This is a genomic window from Sphingopyxis panaciterrulae (assembly GCF_014199295.1).
In the GTDB taxonomy this organism is placed as follows: Bacteria; Pseudomonadota; Alphaproteobacteria; order Sphingomonadales; family Sphingomonadaceae; genus Sphingopyxis; species Sphingopyxis panaciterrulae.
The window spans coordinates 288,873-305,844 of sequence record NZ_JACIJH010000001.1; the positions used below are offsets into that span (position 1 = coordinate 288,873).

At 67.1% G+C, this 16,972-nt stretch carries 18 protein-coding genes; 13 read left to right on the plus strand and 5 right to left on the minus strand.

Annotated elements, in window-relative coordinates; translation table 11 throughout:
- The first annotated feature begins 210 nt into the window (after window positions 1-210).
- From egtB to FHR21_RS01490, 5 genes are read left to right on the plus strand one after another with little or no spacing between them, the layout of a single operon-like run.
- Window positions 211-1,527, plus strand: a complete 1,317-nt coding sequence (egtB, locus tag FHR21_RS01470; RefSeq protein ID WP_184094579.1) for an ergothioneine biosynthesis protein EgtB — start codon at window positions 211-213, stop codon at window positions 1,525-1,527.
- Window positions 1,528-1,530: 3 nt separating this feature from the next.
- On the plus strand, window positions 1,531-2,517 hold the full coding sequence (egtD, locus tag FHR21_RS01475; protein ID WP_184094581.1) for an L-histidine N(alpha)-methyltransferase: 987 nt from the start codon (window positions 1,531-1,533) through the stop codon (window positions 2,515-2,517).
- 56 nt (window positions 2,518-2,573) lie between these two features.
- The gene (locus tag FHR21_RS01480) at window positions 2,574-3,440 is read left to right on the plus strand and encodes a 3-hydroxyacyl-CoA dehydrogenase NAD-binding domain-containing protein (RefSeq protein WP_184094583.1); all 867 of its coding nucleotides are present in this window, start codon (window positions 2,574-2,576) and stop codon (window positions 3,438-3,440) included.
- 54 nt (window positions 3,441-3,494) lie between these two features.
- Complete coding sequence (locus FHR21_RS01485; protein WP_184094585.1) at window positions 3,495-3,983, plus strand: hypothetical protein; 489 nt, start codon at window positions 3,495-3,497, stop codon at window positions 3,981-3,983.
- 34 nt (window positions 3,984-4,017) lie between these two features.
- Complete coding sequence (locus FHR21_RS01490) at window positions 4,018-5,160, plus strand: epoxide hydrolase family protein (protein WP_184094587.1); 1,143 nt, start codon at window positions 4,018-4,020, stop codon at window positions 5,158-5,160.
- Here FHR21_RS01490 and FHR21_RS01495 read toward each other — a convergent pair whose 3' ends face one another.
- From FHR21_RS01495 to FHR21_RS01505, 3 genes are all read right to left on the minus strand, one after another.
- Window positions 5,161-5,484 carry an MliC family protein gene (locus FHR21_RS01495; RefSeq protein ID WP_184094589.1) on the minus strand — a complete coding sequence of 108 codons (324 nt, stop codon included), beginning with the start codon at window positions 5,482-5,484 and terminating at the stop codon, window positions 5,161-5,163.
- A 13-nt stretch (window positions 5,485-5,497) separates the two neighbouring features.
- Entirely contained in the window at window positions 5,498-6,106 is a 609-nt protein-coding gene (locus FHR21_RS01500) for a beta/gamma crystallin-related protein (RefSeq protein WP_184094591.1), read from the minus strand.
- A 142-nt stretch (window positions 6,107-6,248) separates the two neighbouring features.
- Window positions 6,249-7,547, minus strand: a complete 1,299-nt coding sequence (locus FHR21_RS01505; protein ID WP_184094593.1) for a NupC/NupG family nucleoside CNT transporter — start codon at window positions 7,545-7,547, stop codon at window positions 6,249-6,251.
- Between the two features lie 149 nt (window positions 7,548-7,696).
- Between FHR21_RS01505 and FHR21_RS01510 the strand changes: the two genes are divergently transcribed.
- Genes FHR21_RS01510 through FHR21_RS01540 form a run of 7 tightly spaced genes read left to right on the plus strand, consistent with a single transcriptional unit; the run spans window position 7,697 to window position 13,843 of the window.
- Window positions 7,697-9,667 (plus strand): alpha/beta hydrolase family protein, encoded by a 1,971-nt coding sequence (locus FHR21_RS01510; protein WP_184094595.1) that lies wholly within the window; start codon window positions 7,697-7,699, stop codon window positions 9,665-9,667.
- Between the two features lie 42 nt (window positions 9,668-9,709).
- Window positions 9,710-10,378, plus strand: coding sequence for a queuosine precursor transporter (locus tag FHR21_RS01515; protein ID WP_184094597.1), 669 nt, complete (start codon window positions 9,710-9,712; stop codon window positions 10,376-10,378).
- Window positions 10,375-11,277: an acetylglutamate kinase gene (gene argB / locus FHR21_RS01520; protein ID WP_184094599.1), complete on the plus strand. Its 903-nt coding sequence runs from the start codon at window positions 10,375-10,377 to the stop codon at window positions 11,275-11,277. Before FHR21_RS01515 ends, argB begins: the two co-directional genes overlap by 4 nt.
- 41 nt (window positions 11,278-11,318) lie before the next feature.
- The gene (locus FHR21_RS01525) at window positions 11,319-11,618 is read left to right on the plus strand and encodes a YggT family protein (RefSeq protein ID WP_184094600.1); all 300 of its coding nucleotides are present in this window, start codon (window positions 11,319-11,321) and stop codon (window positions 11,616-11,618) included.
- A gap of 7 nt (window positions 11,619-11,625) precedes the next feature.
- A complete protein-coding gene (gene folD / locus FHR21_RS01530; protein ID WP_184094602.1) occupies window positions 11,626-12,546 on the plus strand; it encodes a bifunctional methylenetetrahydrofolate dehydrogenase/methenyltetrahydrofolate cyclohydrolase FolD in 921 nt (306 codons plus the stop codon).
- Window positions 12,546-13,217 (plus strand): hypothetical protein, encoded by a 672-nt coding sequence (locus FHR21_RS01535; RefSeq protein ID WP_184094604.1) that lies wholly within the window; start codon window positions 12,546-12,548, stop codon window positions 13,215-13,217. Before folD ends, FHR21_RS01535 begins: the two co-directional genes overlap by 1 nt.
- Complete coding sequence (locus FHR21_RS01540; protein ID WP_184094606.1) at window positions 13,214-13,843, plus strand: MarC family protein; 630 nt, start codon at window positions 13,214-13,216, stop codon at window positions 13,841-13,843. The genes FHR21_RS01535 and FHR21_RS01540 overlap by 4 nt, the downstream gene beginning before the upstream one ends.
- Window positions 13,844-13,894: 51 nt before the next feature.
- Here FHR21_RS01540 and FHR21_RS01545 read toward each other — a convergent pair whose 3' ends face one another.
- Window positions 13,895-14,584 (minus strand): YiaD family glycine zipper/OmpA-like lipoprotein, encoded by a 690-nt coding sequence (locus FHR21_RS01545; protein WP_184094608.1) that lies wholly within the window; start codon window positions 14,582-14,584, stop codon window positions 13,895-13,897.
- Between the two features lie 236 nt (window positions 14,585-14,820).
- On the opposite strand from FHR21_RS01545, the gene FHR21_RS01550 reads away from it, so the two are divergent.
- Window positions 14,821-16,143: a hemolysin family protein gene (locus FHR21_RS01550; RefSeq protein ID WP_184094610.1), complete on the plus strand. Its 1,323-nt coding sequence runs from the start codon at window positions 14,821-14,823 to the stop codon at window positions 16,141-16,143.
- A gap of 261 nt (window positions 16,144-16,404) precedes the next feature.
- Here FHR21_RS01550 and FHR21_RS01555 read toward each other — a convergent pair whose 3' ends face one another.
- Window positions 16,405-16,968: a hypothetical protein gene (locus FHR21_RS01555; RefSeq protein WP_184094612.1), complete on the minus strand. Its 564-nt coding sequence runs from the start codon at window positions 16,966-16,968 to the stop codon at window positions 16,405-16,407.
- Window positions 16,969-16,972: the final 4 nt, after the last annotated feature.

Genomic DNA, 16,972 nt, shown 5'->3' on the forward strand with positions numbered 1-16,972 from the left:
CTCGTCACCCCGGACTTGATCCGGGGTCCCGCTTTTCCACCGTGCTTAGCGGGACCCCGGATCAAGTCCGGGGTGACGAAGAAAGCAAAATCGCGCTCCTGCTTTCAAACCGCGCCACTAATGTTCCTCATATGTTCTGGACAATCACCCCACGCCCGCCCATAATCCCTCGCTCGCGAAACCGAATCGCCGCTGGGGGATTGTTCCGATATGGCCAGCCGAACCGATGCTTCGCCCGCCGTCGCTGCCGATCAGGTCGCGGAGCTGGCCCGGCGCTTCGCTGCGACACGCGCCCTCTCGCAGGACCTCGCCGCGTCGCTGTCCGACGCCGATGCGAGCGCGCAGTCGATGCCCGACGCATCGCCCGCCAAATGGCATCTCGCGCACACGAGCTGGTTCTTCGAAACCTTCGTGCTGCGCGACCATGCGCCCGGCTATCGCCTGTTCGACGATCGCTACCCCTATCTCTTCAACAGCTATTATGAGGCCGAGGGGCCGCGCCACGCCCGCCCGCAGCGCGGCCTGCTGACCCGCCCCTCGCTGGACGCGGTGCGCGCATGGCGGGCGCATGTCGACGCTGCGGTGCGGGATGCGCTGCCCGGCCTGTCGCCCGCCGCGCGATCGCTCGTCGAGCTTGGCATCCATCACGAACAGCAGCATCAGGAATTGCTGCTCACCGACATCCAGCATCTCTTCGCGCAGAACCCGCTCGGCCCGGCGGTCTGGCCGGTCGACGAAACCGCATTTGCGAGTGAAGTTGCACGATTTTCCGCGGGCTTTCCGTCCGCACCCGACCCGGCGGCGGCGATGCGCTGGGTCCGCGGCGCCGAGGGCGTCGTGGATATCGGCCATGCGGGCGACGGCTTCGCATTCGACTGTGAAGGTCCGCGCTTTTCCGTGCTTCTGACGCCGCATGCCCTTGCCAGCCGTCCGGTGACCAACGGCGAGTGGCGGGCGTTCATCGCCGACGGCGGCTATCGCACCGCCTCGCTCTGGCTCAGCGACGGTTGGGCCTGGGTGCAGGCGGAGGGGATCGACGCGCCACTCTATTGGGACGGCGACCGGCACTTCACCCTGTCAGGGTGGCAGGCGATCGATCCCTCTGCGCCGGTCGCCCACATCAGCTTCTACGAAGCCGATGCCTTCGCGAGCTGGGCCGGCGCGCGCCTGCCGACCGAGGTCGAGTGGGAGGCGGCGGCGGCCTCGCTCGATCCGCACGGCGGACAGCAGCTCGATGCCGCCGGTCCGGCCCATCCCACCGCCGCGTCGGCAGCCGACACGTTGCTGCAACAGATGTTCGGCAGCGTGTGGGAATGGACCGGCAGCGCCTATCGTCCCTATCCGGGCTTCCGTCCCGCCCCCGGCGCGGTGGGCGAATATAATGGCAAGTTCATGAGCGGCCAGTTCGTGCTTCGCGGCGGAAGCTGCGCGACGCCGCGCGGCCATATGCGGGCCTCCTACCGCAATTTCTTCCACCCCCACCAGCGCTGGCAATTCACCGGCCTGCGTCTCGCCAAGGATCTCTGAACCATGGGCGTCGTGCGTCAACTTCGTCAAGTTTCGGCCGACAACGACGGCATCGATCTCGCCTTCCGCGCCGACGTCCGCGCCGGACTGACGCAGGCGCAAAAGGCGATTCCGGCGCGCTGGTTCTACGACGCGACCGGCTCGGCGCTGTTCGAGGACATCACTGCGCTCCCCGAATATTATCCGACCCGCAGCGAAACCGATCTGCTGCAACGCCACGCCGCGGCGATCGCGGCAGCGATCGGCCCCGGCCGCGCGGTCGTCGAACTCGGCTCGGGCAGCTCGACCAAGACGCCGCTGCTGCTCGAGGCGATCGCTCCCGCCGCCTATGTTCCGGTCGACATTTCGGGCGATTTCCTGCGGGGCAGCGCCATGGCGCTCGCGGCGCGTTTTCCGGGTCTGCCCATCTATCCGGTCGAGGCCGATTTCATGCAGGCGGTCGATCTGCCGCGCGAGATCGCCGCTCTGCCGAAGCTCGGCTTCTTCCCCGGATCGACGATCGGCAATATGGTCGCGCGCACGGCGGTCGACCTGCTCAGGAACTGGCGGGGGTCGCTCGGCGACGGGTCGCTGTTGCTGATCGGCGTCGACCGGATCAAGGATGTCGAAACGCTGATCGCCGCCTATGACGACCCGGCCGGGGTCACCGCGGCGTTCAACCTCAACCTGCTCGAACGCATCAACCGCGAACTGGACGGCACCATCCCGGTCGAGAATTTCAGCCACCGTGCCGTCTGGAACGACATTTATGCGCGGATCGAGATGCATCTCGTCGCCGCCTGCGCCATGGATTTCCAGGTCGACGGGCGCGCCTATCATATGGCGAAGGGCGAGACGATCCACAGCGAAAACAGCCACAAATATGGCCCGCGCGACGCGAACCTGCTGCTCCGCGCCGGCGGCTGGACCCCGCTCGCGACCTGGGACGACGCCGATCCGGCCTTCGCGCTGATTCTTGCCGAAGCCACCGCCTTCCGCTCCGCCCCTTGACGGGCGGGCTCGAAGCCGTAGGTGCGCAGGCACATGGTTCAGCGAAAGGGCAGCATATGATCGTCGGCATCATCGGGGCAGGGCAAATGGGCGCGGGCATTGCCCAGGTCTCGGCAGGCGCTGGACATGATGTCCTGCTGTCCGACATCGACTTCGCGCGCGCCGAAGCGGGCAAGGCCGGCATCGCTAAGGCGCTTGGCCGTCTCGTCGCCAGGGAGAAGATGGGTCAGGCCGACGCCGACGCGCTGCTCGCTCGCATCACCCCCGTTGCCGACCACGCCGCCTTCGCCCCAGCCGAGCTGGTGATCGAGGCGGCGACCGAGCGCGAGGAGATCAAGCGCGCGATCTTCGCCAGCGTCGGCGCGCACCTCTCCGACACCGCGATCCTCGCGACCAACACCAGTTCGATTCCGATCACCCGCCTCGCGCAGGCGTCGCCCGACCCGGCGCGCTTCATCGGCGTCCATTTCTTCAATCCGGTGCCCGTGATGGGGCTGATCGAACTGATCCGCGGCCTCGCGACGAGCGACGCGACCCTCGCCGCGGTCGAGGCGTTCGGGCGCGGCCTCGGCAAGGAAATCGTCCACGCCAACGACGCGCCGGGCTTCATCGTCAACCGCGTGCTGATGCCGCTGATCAACGAGGCGGTGTTCGCATTGGGTGAGGGCGTGGCGACGATGCAGGACATCGACACCGGCTGCCGCCTCGGCCTCAACCACCCGATGGGCCCGATCACCCTCGCCGACTTCATCGGTCTCGACACCTGCCTCGAGATCATCCGCGTCCTCCACAACGGCACCGGCGACCCCAAATTCCGCCCGGCGCCGCTGCTCGTCCAATATGTCGAGGCCGGCTGGGTCGGCAAAAAGGCCGGCCGCGGCTTCTATGACTGGACGGGACCGGAACCCGTGCCGACGCGGTGAGCCTTTTCGGGAGCTAGACGTTGATCTTCTGACGAAGAAACGGAGAAAAAGGGCATGAGCAACAGGGCTTTATGGGTATTGGGCTCAGTGCTGTTCGGCCTTGCGGTTCCGGCGCAGGCGCAGCAGGGCGCGCCCGAGGACCCGACGCTCAAGAAGACCGGCGATTCGGTCACCGAGCCTTTCGACGGCAAGGAAGTGCCCGAAAAGCTGCTGGCTATCCAGGACGATCCCTATTCGCTCGCCGGCCTTCGCAAATGCGCCGCGATCATCCGCGAGGTACGGGAACTCGACGCCGTGCTCGGCCCCGACGTCAATCAGCAGGTCGACAAGAGCCTCGCCAAAAAGCGCGAGGAGACCGCGGGCCGCGTCGCGGGCACCGTCGCCGGGTCCCTCATCCCCTTCGGCGGGCTGATCGGCGAGGTCACCGGCGCCAATGCCGAACGGCGGCGCTATGCGGCGGCGATCTATGCCGGTACGGTGCGGCGCGGCTTCCTGAAGGGCGTCGGACTCGAACGCGGCTGCAAGGCGCCGGCGCGCCCCTGAACCGGGGAACGCATCGAGGAAGGGGGAAGGAAACATGAAAGTCACCAACATCCGCCCGTTCCGCATCGCCGTGCCGCAGGTGATGATCGACGATCTCGGGGCCCGCCTCGCCGCGACGCGCTGGCCGGAGAAGGAGACCGTCGACGATTGGGACCAAGGCGTTCCGCTCGCCTATGCGCAGGAACTGGCAGCCTATTGGCGGGACCGTCACGACTGGCGCCGGGTCGAGGCGCGGCTGAACGCGCTGCCCAATTTCCTCGCCACGGTCGACGGGCTCGACATCCATTTCCTCCATATCCCCTCGGCCAATCCCGCGGCGCGGCCGCTGATCCTGACCCACGGCTGGCCGGGGTCGGTGCTCGAATTCCTCGACGTGATCGAGCCCTTGTCGGCGGACTTCCATCTCGTGATCCCGTCGCTTCCCGGCTACGGCTTTTCGGGCAAGCCCGATGTCGCCAAATGGAGCGTCGAGCATATCGCCGCGGCGTGGGACGCGCTGATGCTGGCGCTCGGCTACGACCGCTATTTCGCACAGGGCGGCGACTGGGGCAGCGCAGTGACCTGCGCGATCGGGGTGGCGCATGGCGATCATTGCGCGGGCATCCACGTCAACATGGTGGTCGGCGCGCCGCCGCCGGAGTTGATGGCCGATCTCACCGACACCGAAAAAGCCTATCTCGCGCGCTTCCAATGGTATCAGGCGAAGGACAGCGGCTATTCGACGCAGCAGGCGACGCGGCCGCAGACCATCGGCTATGCGCTGACCGACTCACCCGCCGGGCAGATGGCCTGGATCGTCGAGAAATATCATGGCTGGACCGATTGCGGGCACCAGCCGGGCGGCCAGTCGATCGGCGGCCATCCCGAAAATGCGTTGTCCCGTGACGCGATGCTCGACACGGTCAGCCTTTACTGGTTCACCGCCAGCGCCGCCTCGTCGGCGCGGCTCTACTGGCACAGCTTCCGCAGCTTCGTCGCCGGCGCAATCCATGTGCCGACCGCGTGCAGCCTGTTCCCGAACGAGATCATGCGCCTGTCGCGGCGCTGGGCCGACCGGCGCTATCGCAACATCGTCCACTGGAACGAGTTGGACAAGGGCGGCCATTTCGCTGCCTGGGAACAGTCCGAATTGTTCGTCGCCGAACTGCGCGCCGCTTTCGCGCTGATGACGCTCTGATCAGAGCGGCGTCATCACCACCCGACAGCTTTCGGGCGCGGTGCGCGCGGCGGTGTTCCACGTCACCTGATTGCCGTTGCGCGCGAGCCGGGCGCCGGTCTTATTCTCATAGATCCGGCCGCGATTCGACGGTGTCGACTTGAGCACGACCGTCTGGCGCCCGTTGACGCGGACGATCGCGCCGTCGCCGACATAATCGACCTTCAGCCGTGTGCCGGCGCTGCATTCATAGGTCGTGCCGGTGTTTCGCGGCGGCACCGACGCACAGCCCGCGACGGCGAGGGTCGTCGCAGCGACAACGGCGACGGGCAAGGTCTTGAACATCTCTGTCACCCCTTCAATAGCCCGACCGGACGCAGAGCACGTCGGCCAGATAGACGCGGCCCTGGATCGTTTCCATATGTTCGCGGGCCGACCCGTTCCAGCCGATCGAGCGGCACCAGCTATCGGCCGTGCGCGCCGCGCAACTGGCGGTCGCGCTGCCGGTGCAGGCGAGGACCCGCGTCCCGCGCGTCGTCGGCTGGGTGTGGAATTCGGCGAAATTGCCGCGGACGCTCTGGTCATTCGTGGGCGGAGCGGGATAGCCGTCGCTGCCGCCGACCGGTCGCATCGACCGGACCGTGATTCCGCGCAGGATATTGCCGAGCATCGGCGTGTCGCGATCGACGGTGCGGCAGGTGCCGCGAAAGCGCGTCTTCTCGCACAGTTCCCACGCCCCACTTGCGACGCGCACCGAATTGACCGGCCAGGCGAGGCCGAGGTTCGGTTTCTCCTCGCCGATGAAGACCGCGGGGCCGCGATAGGCGGCGTCGCGATAGATGGTCGCCTCGGCCGGCCGATACATCCTGTCCTGCTGCGGTTGCTGGGCGCTCGAACTGACGAGCGCCCCGGCGCCCAGGCTCGCCGCCACGGCGGCCACGATCGACAAACGAACTACGCCCTTCATGCGCCTTCCCCTGCTGTCTGCAAAAGCGACCTTGGGATTCGCTATCGTTCTGGTTTGTGGCGCAGAGTTTACGGCAAGCCCGGCCTATGCGCAAAGACAATCGAAGCGCTGCGCGCGCCACCGTTAACCAAGAGAGGCGGAGTCAGGGGGCGGGGATCGCCGTCGGTGCCGGCGCGGTAGAGGCCGGCGCCGCGAGCGGCGCGGTGAAGGACAGCATCAGCCCCGCGAGCGCCGCCGACATCAGGTTCGACAGGCTGCCTGCGAGCAGCGCCTTGAGGCCCAGCTTCGCGATCATCGGGCGCTGGTTGGGGGCGAGTCCGCCGGTCACCGCCATCTGGATCGCGATCGAGCTGAAATTGGCGAAGCCGCACAGCGCAAAGGTGGCGATCGCGACCGAGATCGGGGCAAAGCCGGCCTGCTCCTTGCCCAGGTCGATGAAGGCGACGAATTCGTTGAGCACCACCTTGGTCCCGAACAGTCCGCCGACCGCGGCGCTTTCGTCCCACGGCACGCCCATCAGCCACATCACCGGGCGGAAGACCGCGCCGATCACCGCCTGGAACGACAGGTCGGGATAGCCGAACCAGCCGCCGATCCCGGCGAGCAGCCCATTGGCGAGCGCGACGAGCGCGACGAAGGCGAGCACCATCGCGCCCACCGCAACCGCCAGCTTGACGCCGGTCTGCGCGCCCTGTGCCGCCGCCATGATGATGTTGGCGGGCTTTTCCTCGTCGTGGCTCGCCTCGGGCATGATGACCGGCTCGATGCCCAGATCCTTGGGGTTGTCGGGCATGATGATCTTCGCCATCAGGATACCGCCCGGCGCCGACATGAAGCTTGCGGCGAGCAGATAGGGCAGCAGATGCTCGCCGATCATGCTCGCATAGGCGCCGAGGATGGTGCCCGCGACCCCGGCCATGCCGACGGTCATCACGGTGAAGAGCTGCGACGGGGTCAGGCTGGCGAGATAGGGGCGGATGACGAGCGGGCTTTCGCTCTGCCCGACGAAGATGTTGGCGGCGGCGCCCAGGCTTTCGACCTTGGTGATGCCCGTCACCTTCTGGATCGCGCCGCCGACCCATTTGATGACGAGTTGCATGATGCCCAGATAATAGAGGATCGAGATCAGCGAGGCGAAAAAGATGATCACGGGCAGCGCCGCGATCGCGAAGCTGTTCGCGCCCATTTCGGGCGAGGCGAGCGGGCCGAAGATGAAATCGGTGCCGGCCTTCGCATAGCCGAGCAGATTCGCGACGCCGGTCGACATCGCCTGAATCACCGCGCGGCCCCATGGCGTCCCGATCACCAGCAGCGCGAAGCCCGCCTGAAGCAGAAAGGCGGGGACGACGACGCGCAGCCGAATCCAACGACGATTGGACGAGAAGAGAAGGGCGATCGCGAGCAATGCGACGATGCCGAGCAGACCGATCAGGCGTTCCATATGGTAATTGCGTCCCCCGCAAGTTTATGACGTCTGTCTAGCGGGCTTTGGCGACGGGGCAAGGGCGTCACGCTCGGTTCGCCGCAGCGATCCGGTGGGGCTTGGCGCGCGGCGCTTTCCTTTCTAGACGGACCAAGGGGGAGGGGCGCATGGTCCGGCTGCTATTCTTGATCCTTTTGTCGGCGCTTGCCGGGCCGCTGGCGGCGCAGAGCGCGCCCGCCGACACGTCGGCCGCGGCCGCACCGTCTCCGTCCGTCGCCACGATTGGCCCGCTGGCGACCGAGGCCTTCGCGCGGCTGCCCTTCGTCGAAAAGCCGGCGCTGTCGCCCGACGGCAGCCATGTCGCCGGTCTGTTCGCGGTGCGCGGCGAGCAGCGCATCCTGCTGATGCCGGTGTTCGGCGATCGCAGCCGCAGCGTCATGGTCGGGGTTCCCGACCAGACCGAGATCGCGTGGCTGCGCTGGGTCAACGACGACAATCTCGTCGTCGGGCTGTACGCGCTGCAACCCATCGCCGGCGACAATTGGTACATCTCGCGAATGATCGCGATCAGCCGCACTACCGGCAAGGTCACAAAATTGCTGTGGGATGTCGGCGGCCAGAACGGCGCCGACCTGCTGTGGGTTCCGACCGACGGCAGCAATCATATCCTCGTCGCGGCGCAGAACAGCATCTATGTGGGCGAGGATTTCTGGCCCAGCGTCTATCGGGTCGACGTCACCAATGGACGCAAGCGCGTGGTCCTCCGCGGCCGTTCCGGCGTGATGGACTGGGGCGTCGATCACTTCGGCCGCATTCGCTACGGGATCGGCTATAGCGACGCGACGACGCGGGCGACCTTGCTCTATCGCTCGGGCGGCGAAGGCAGTTTCCGGTTGATCGAGCGCGCCTCGCTGCGCAACGAAGAGGAACTAACGGTGCCGTTCCTCTTCCTCCCCGGGACCGATCATGGCTATGTCATCGACAACGATGACGACGGGCGCTCGGTCGTCGCCGAGATCGATTTGGCGACCGGAAAGCCGGTCCGTACCGTCTATGCGGTCGACGGCAGCGACGTCGACGGTATCGAAATGTCGTTCGACGGCTCGCGGTTGCTGGGGGTGACGACGACCGGTCGCGACCGCTCGATCCGCTGGATCGACCCGGTCATGGCGGAGCATCAGAAGACGCTCGACGCGGCATCGCCCGCCTCGACGGTGCGGATCGAAAGCTACAGCCGCAATCTCGACAAGATGCTGGTACGGATCAGTACCCCCGACAACCCCGGTCTGCTCTATTATTATGACGCGGCGACTGGCGCCCTCGACCGGCTTGCCGCGATCAACGAGGCGATCGGCGGCAAGCGGCTGTCGCGAGCCAGGCTGGTGCAATACAAGGCGCGCGACGGGCTCGAAATCGAGGCGGTGCTGACGATGCCGCGCGGTCGGGCGGCGAAAGGACTTCCCTTCATCGTCATGCCGCACGGCGGCCCCTGGGCGCACGACGAACTCGGCTATGATTATTGGGCACAGTTCCTGGCCGAGCGTGGCTATGCTGTGCTCCAGCCCAATTTCCGCGGCTCGACCGGCTATGGCGAGGATTTCCTGCGCGCCGGACAGGGACAGCTCGGCTTCGCGATGCAGGACGATGTCAGCGACGGCGTGCGCTGGGCGGTCGGCGAGGGCATCGCCGATGCGAAGCGCGTGTGCATCGTCGGCGCGTCCTATGGCGGCTATGCCGCGATGTGGGGCGTTGCCAGGGATCCTGACCAGTATCGCTGCGCGATCGCCATCGCCGGCGTGTCCAACCTGCGCCGCGAAGTCAATGATTTCGGCGGCGCGGTGCGCGCGCGCCTCTATCGCGACCAGTGGCGGAAGATGACGCCCGATTTCGCGGCGGTGTCCCCGATCAACGCGATCGGCCGGATCAAGGCGCCTCTGTTGCTGATTCATGGGCGCAAGGATGTGACGGTCGATCACGGCCAGTCGGCGCGCATGTATGCCGCGATGCAGGATGCCGGAAAGACGGTCGAGTTCGTGTCGATCCCGCTCGCCGATCATTATTTCACCCGCGAAGCCGATCGCCTGACCCTGCTCGGTGCGATCGACGACTTTTTGCGCCGTTATAATCCGCCCGATTGACGCCACCTTTCCAGCCACGCAAAAAGTGATTAAGCGGCGCCGATGGAAAGTTCGTCCCCGCGCGCGGTCGCGCCCTCGCTGTTGCTCTTCGCCATCCTCTATGGCGGCATGGTTCCGCTCGGCGGCTTTCTCGGCGCCAAGCAGGTCGCGCTCGGCCCGCTGGCGGTCGAGGCGGGAATCTTTCCCTTCCTGACGCTGATCGCGATCTCGAGCGGCATCGCCGAACTGCACGGTCGCGCCGTCGCCGACCGCCTTGTCCGGCTCGGCTTCATCCCGCTCATCCTGGCGATTCTCCTCGCCCTGTTCGTCCTGCAACTGCCGACCGACGCCGGCATGTACGAGCCCGCGAAGGAGGCGTTCCCGATCATCGTCGGGCAGGGCTGGCGCATGATGGCCGCGGGCATCATTGCCTATGGCGTGTCGGTCAGCCTCAACGTCTGGATCTTCTCGCGCATGACCGCGAACAACGGCCGGCTGCTGCCGCTGCGCGGCTTCATCGCCGCGGCGCTCAGCCAGATCGTCGACACGCTGATCTTCATCACTATCAGCTTCTATGGCGTGCGGCCGATTGGCGAGCTGATGCTCGGCCAGATGATCGCCAAGGTCGTGCTGTCGGCGGTGATGGTGCCGCTACTCGTCATGGCGGTGGTCGCGATCGGGCGCCGGCTCGATGGCGCGCCGGTCGCCGGCGCGGCGGGAGCCGCGGCATGACGACCGACCCGACCCAGATGCCCGACCTCCTCGCCAAGGCCGAAACGCTGGTCGAGGCGCTACCCTATCTGCAGCGCTACGCCGGCGAGACTTTCGTGATCAAATATGGCGGCCACGCGATGGGCGATCCGGAGGCGCAGCGCGACTTTGCCGAGGATGTCGTGCTGCTGAAGGCCGTCGGCATCAACCCGGTCGTCGTCCATGGCGGCGGGCCGCAGATCGGCGCGATGCTGAAGCAGCTCGGGATCGAATCGACCTTCGTCGGCGGGCTGCGCGTCACCGACGCCGCGACCGCCGAGGTCGCCGAGATGGTGCTGGCGGGCAAGATCAACAAGGATATCGTCGGCTGGATCGCCGCGCTCGGCGGCCGCGCGGTCGGCCTGTCGGGCAAGGACGCCAATCTGGTGCTCGCCGAAAAGATGCGGCGCAGCGAACCCGACCCCAATTCGGGGATCGAGCGCCATGTCGACCTGGGCTTCGTCGGCGAGCCGGTCGCGGTCGACCCGACGATCCTGTCCAACCTCGCGGGCGACAATTTCATCCCGGTCGTGGCGCCGGTCGCGCTCGGCGCCGACGGGGCGACCTATAACATCAATGCCGACACGATGGCCGGGGCGATCGCCGGGGCGCTCGGCGCCAAGCGCTTCTTCCTGCTCACCGACGTCGCGGGGGTGCTCGACAAGGCGGGGACGTTGCTCACCGACCTCGACCGAGCGCGCATCGACGCGCTGAAGGCCGACGCGACGATCACCGGCGGCATGATTCCCAAGGTCGATACCTGCCTCGGCGCGGTCGACGCGGGGGTCGAGGCCGCGGTCATCCTCGACGGGCGCGTCCCGCACGCGATGCTGCTCGAAATTTTCACGGCAAGGGGTGCGGGCACGCTCATTCATCGCTAGTAAGGCATCGACCTTTCGGCCGGAGACCTTCCTTGTATTTCATGTTGCTCAATATTCTGGCGATCCTGCTCAACGTCCTGTGGTGGATCATCATCGTCCAGGCGGTGATGTCGTGGCTGATCGCCTTCAACGTCATCAACACCCACAATGAATTCGTCGGCCAGCTCTGGTATGTGCTCGATCGGATCACCGAGCCGCTCTACCGCCCGTTCCGGCGTATCATGCCCGATTTCGGCGGCATCGACCTGACCCCGATGGTCGTGTTGATCCTACTCATCATCATCCGCGGGCCGGTGCTGGGCTATCTCGCCCAGCTCGGTGTGCAGGCCGGTCTGGCGTGAGGGCGCGATGACCGGCAACGCGGCCCCGGCCCCTGCACCGCCCCACGTCATCGACGGCAAGGCCTTCGCCGCCGCGCTGCGTCAGCGCATCGCCGATGCGGTGCCGGCGTTCGCGGAGGCGGCGGGCCGCGCGCCCGGCCTCGCGGTCGTGCTCGTCGGCGACGATCCGGCGAGCGCGGTCTATGTCGCCTCGAAGGGCAAGGCGACGCGTGCTGCCGGCATGGAGAGCTTCGAGCATCGTCTGCCCGCCGATGCGACGCAGGCGGAGGTCGAGGCGCTGCTCGCGCAGCTCAACGCCGACGAGGCGGTCGACGGCATCTTGCTGCAACTGCCGCTGCCCGGCCATCTCGACGAACAGGCGGCGGTCGCGACGATCGATCCCGACAAGGATGTCGACGGGCTGACCCCGGTCAGCGCCGGGCGCCTCGCGCTCGGTATCCCGGGGATGGTGCCCTGCACTCCCTATGGCTGCCTGCTGCTGCTCCAGGATAGGCTCGGCGATTTGTCGGGGAAGGATGCGGTGGTGATCGGCCGCTCGATCCTCGTCGGCAAGCCGATGGCGGCCTTGCTGCTCGGCGCCAATTGCACGGTGACGATGGCGCACAGCCGGACGACGGACCTGCCCGAGCGGGTCCGGCGCGCCGATATCGTGGTCGCCGCGGTCGGGCGGCCCGAGATGGTGAAGGGCGAGTGGATCAAGCCCGGCGCGGTGGTCATCGACGTCGGCATCAACCGCCTGCCGCCCGCCGAGGGCGCGGCGAAGGGCCGGCTGGTCGGCGACGTCGCCTATGACGAGGCGGCGGCGGTCGCGGCCGCGATCACCCCGGTGCCCGGCGGGGTGGGGCCGATGACGATCGCCTGCCTCTTGCGCAATACGCTCGTCGCCGCGCACCGTCGCGCGGGGCTCGCCGATCCGGAGGGTCTGTGATGCGCCGCCTGCTCCTGCCCGCGCTCGCGCTGTTCCTGGTTGCCGGCTGCACGTCGCCTTCAGGGCGCGGCGATCTCTACAACCGGCCGCTGGCGGCGAATCCGAGCGCTTTCATCGCCGCCGAACTCGCCTTCGCGCGGCTGGCGCGGGACAAGGGGCAGTGGACGGCATTTCGCGAGACAGCGGCCGATGATGCGGTGATGTTCATGCCGCAGCGCGTGCTCGCCCGCGATTGGCTGAAGGCCAAGCCCGACCCCGCGCAGGCAGTGTCGTGGCAGCCGCACGCCGTCTATGTCAGTTGCGACGGCAACAGCGGCGCGACGACCGGCGCCTGGCAGAAGGGCCCGACGTTCGGCTATTTCACCACCATCTGGCGGCGCGACCCGCGCAAGGGCGAGATGCGCTGGGTGCTCGACCATGGCGCCGAGCTGACGACGCCGCGGGAGGCGCCCGACTTCATCGAATCGAAACAGGCAGTCTGCGGATCGCGGCCCGATGCGGTTGCGACAGCGGCGGACGAGGGCGCGGCGGTCGGCCTGTCGGACGACCGGACGCTGAGCTGGACTTCGATCGCCCGCTCCGACGGGTCGCGCCGCGTCACGGTGCGAATGTGGGATGGCAGCGCCATGACGGCGGTGATCGACGACCGGGTTCCGGCGCCCGGCCAATGATCGACCTGTTCATCTCGGCCTTCGTCACCCTGTTCGTGGTCATCGACCCGCCGGGCTGCGCGCCGATCTATGCCAGCCTGACGAGCGGGGCGAGCGCGGCGCAGCGGCGGTCGATGGCGCTGCGCGCGACGATCATCGCCGGGGCGATCCTGATCTTCTTCGCGATGTTCGGCGAGGCGCTGCTCGCCTTCCTGCACATCGATCTCGACAGTTTCCGCATCGCCGGCGGCATCATGCTGTTCGTCATCGCGCTCGAGATGGTGTTCGAAAAGCGCACCGAACGCCGCGAGCAGCGTGCCGAAAAGGTGATCGCGACGCCTGAGATCGAGGATGTCTCGGTCTTTCCGATGGCGATGCCGATGCTCGCGGGGCCAGGGTCGATCGCCTCGGTGATGTTGCTCGTCGCGCAGAACAACGGGTTCGACCGTGCGCTGGTGATCTTTGGCGCGCTGCTGCTCGTGCTGCTGATCAGCCTGGGGGCGCTGCTCGCGGCGGGACCGCTAATGCGGCTGATCGGGGGCAAGGGAGAGGCGATCATCACCCGCCTGCTCGGCGTGCTGCTCGCCGCGCTGGCGGCGCAGTTCGTGATCGACGGGCTGAAGGCGAGCTTCCCGAGCCTGGGCTGACGAAAAAGGGCGCCGCCTTGCGGCGACGCCCTTTCTTCCACGGGAAGGAAATTATTGCGCGGCGTTGACGTCCGATTGCGTGACCGGCGCGATGCGGATTTCGACGCGGCGGTTGCACTGGCGGTCGGCCTCGCTCGTCTCGGGCACGCATTTGAGCTGCGATTCGCCATAGCCCATCGTCGCCATCCGGGCGCGCTGGACGCCGCGGGTGCCGAGGTAATCGGCGACCGACGCGGCGCGGCGTTCGGACAGACCCTGGTTATAGCTGTCGCTGCCCGACGAATCGGTGTGGCCGTAGATGTCGATATAGGTGCTCGGATATTCGCTGAGGGTCGAGGCGACGCTGTCGAGCGCGCTACGGAACTGGCTCTTCACCACCGCGCTGTTGAGGTCGAAGGTGACGTCGCCGGGCATGTTGAGGACGAGCTGGTCGCCCTGGCGCTCGACGTCGATGCCGGTGCCGGCGGTGCGTTCGCGCAGCTTCTTTTCCTGTTGGTCCATGTAATAGCCCGCGCCCGCGCCCGCGACGGCGCCGATGCCCGCGCCGACGATCTCTTCGGTGCGGCTGTTCTTGCCGCCGATCAGGTCGCCGAGCAGATAGCCGCCGAGCGCACCGCCGACGCCGCCGATCGCGGCCTTGGAAATCTTTCTCTCGCCGGTCACCGGATCGGTGACACAGCCGCTCAGCATCAGCGCGCCGATGCCGGCGAAGGTGGTGAGCTTGATCGTCTTGCTGTTCATCGTTTCGCTCCCTTTTTCAAAGCGGTGCGCGGTTCTGCGCCGCCGCTCTCCACCCGGATAACAGATGGTGCGGCGACTGGTTCCAAAATCTTGCTGAACCGGGGATGATCGGCCGTCCGCTCTCCGCCTTGTCGATGCCCTACCGATCCCATTGTGCAGCGCGGCGGCTTTGCCCTATAGCGGCGTGATGACCCAAGCTTGCCGGGGCCGGGCGCGAGAGCGCCGCTGACACGCCCATGACCCCCTTTCCCTGGTCGGACGTCGCGATCATCGCCGTCCTCATTCTTCTGAACGGTGTTTTCGCCCTGTCCGAGCTCGCGATCGTCTCGGCGCGTGGACCGCGGCTGCAGGCGGCCGAAAAGCGGGGGAGCCGCGGCGCCAAGATCGCGCGGCAGCTTGCCGCCGATCCGGGGCGCTTCCTGTCGACTGTACAGGTCGGCATCACGCTGATCGGCATCCTCGCCGGCGCCTATTCGGGTGCCAGCCTGGGCCAGCCGGTCGCCGAGCGGCTGTGGGCGTGGTTCGGGCTCGACGTCGAGTCCGCGCGCACCGCGGGCTTCGCGGTCGTCATCGGCCTCACCACCTATTTCTCGCTGATCGCGGGCGAACTGGTGCCGAAGCAGTTCGCGCTGCGCGCGCCTGAACGCATCGCGACGATCATGGCGCTGCCGATGCTGTGGCTGTCGCGTATCGCCGCACCGCTCGTCTGGCTGCTCGATGCGAGCTCGCGGCTCGTCTTTCGCCTGCTGGGGCTGAGCCGCGATTCCGAGAATCGGGTGACCGCCGAGGAACTGCACCTGATCGTCGCCGAGGCGTCGAAATCGGGGGTGATCGAGGAAAGCGAGCGTGCAATCATCTCGGGCGTCGTGCGCCTCGCCGACCGGCCGGTGCGCGAGGTGATGACCCCGCGCATCGAGGTCGACTGGATCGACATCGCCGCCGACGCCGACGCGGTGCGCGCCAAGCTGCTCGAAACCCCGCATACCCGCCTGCCGGTCGCGCGCGGCTCGGTCGACGATATCGTCGGGGTCGTGCAGGCGCGCGACATCGCCGGGGCGCTGTTCCGCGGCGAGGCGCTCGACCTTGAGATGCTGACGCGCCGCGCGGCGGTGATCCACGACCAGATCGACGCGATGGACGCGCTGGAAGGACTGCGCGCCGCCGAGGTGCCGATGCTGCTCGTCCACGACGAATATGGGCATTTCGAGGGGCTGGTGACGCCTGCCGACCTGCTGTCGGCGATCGCCGGCGAATTCGCCTCCGACCAGGATATCGGCAGCGAGCCCTTCGTGACCGAACGCGACGACGGCAGCCTGCTGATTGCCGGGTCGATGCCCGCCGATCAGATGGCCGAGCGGCTCGGCATCGAACTCGACGATGACCGCGATTACGCAACCGCCGCTGGTCACGCGCTGGCGATCCTGAAGCACCTGCCGCAAGAGGGCGAGAGCTTCGTCGACAAGGGCTGGCGTTTCGAAATCGTCGACATGGACGGGCGCAAGATCGACAAGCTGCTGGTCAGCGAATTGCGGCGGCCGAAGGACGACGAGGCCGAGTGACTCTTGCCGTCGCGACGGCCTTGAGGCGATAAAAGATACGGCCGTGTGCGGGAAATGGTCTCCTTTGTCGCTTCAAGGCCGGTGCTGGTAGTGACTCCGTTTGAAAGCGGGAGCGTGATTTTGCTTTCTTCGTCACTCGGGACTTGATCCGGAGTCCTGCTTTCCGCGTTGTTCAACGGGATTCCGGATAAGTCCGGGATGACGAGACGGAAAATGGCACCTCCCGCATCCAGAGGACTTTATGGCCGTTACCGGCCCCGGTCAGAGTTCGCCGCCGAGCGCTCCATATTTCGCTTCGAACCCCGCCTTGTCGCCGCGGGCGAGATAGCCGGCCTGATCGACCCAATTGTCGCGGACGATGCGGCCCGAGAAATTGCCGAGCTGCGGGTCGAGCGCCGCGATATCGGCGTCGGTCCAGCCGGCGATCTGTTCGAAGCGGGTGACGCCGAGGCCCTGGAGCAGGGTGACGAGCTTCGGGCCGACGCCCTTGAGCAGTTGCAGATTGTCGGCCTTGTCCGCGGCGGGTGCGGGCCGCGGCGGGGCTGGTTCGGCCGGCGGCGGAGCGGCGGCGGGGGGTGGGGTTTCGGCCACCGGCGTCGGCATCGGTGCGGGAGCAGGCGGGGGCGTTGCGGCCTTTCGAAACGCCGGTTCGGCGGCGATGATGTCGGGTTTTGCCGGTTCGAGCGGCTTGGCGGGCGGCGCGGGCTCGACCGTCGGCGGCGCTATTTTTTGCGGTTTCCGCCGTGCCAAGAGCCACCAGAGGAGCGCGATGACGACGATCAGCACGACGAGCGCGACGATCCAGTTTTCCTGAAGCCAAGTCATGATG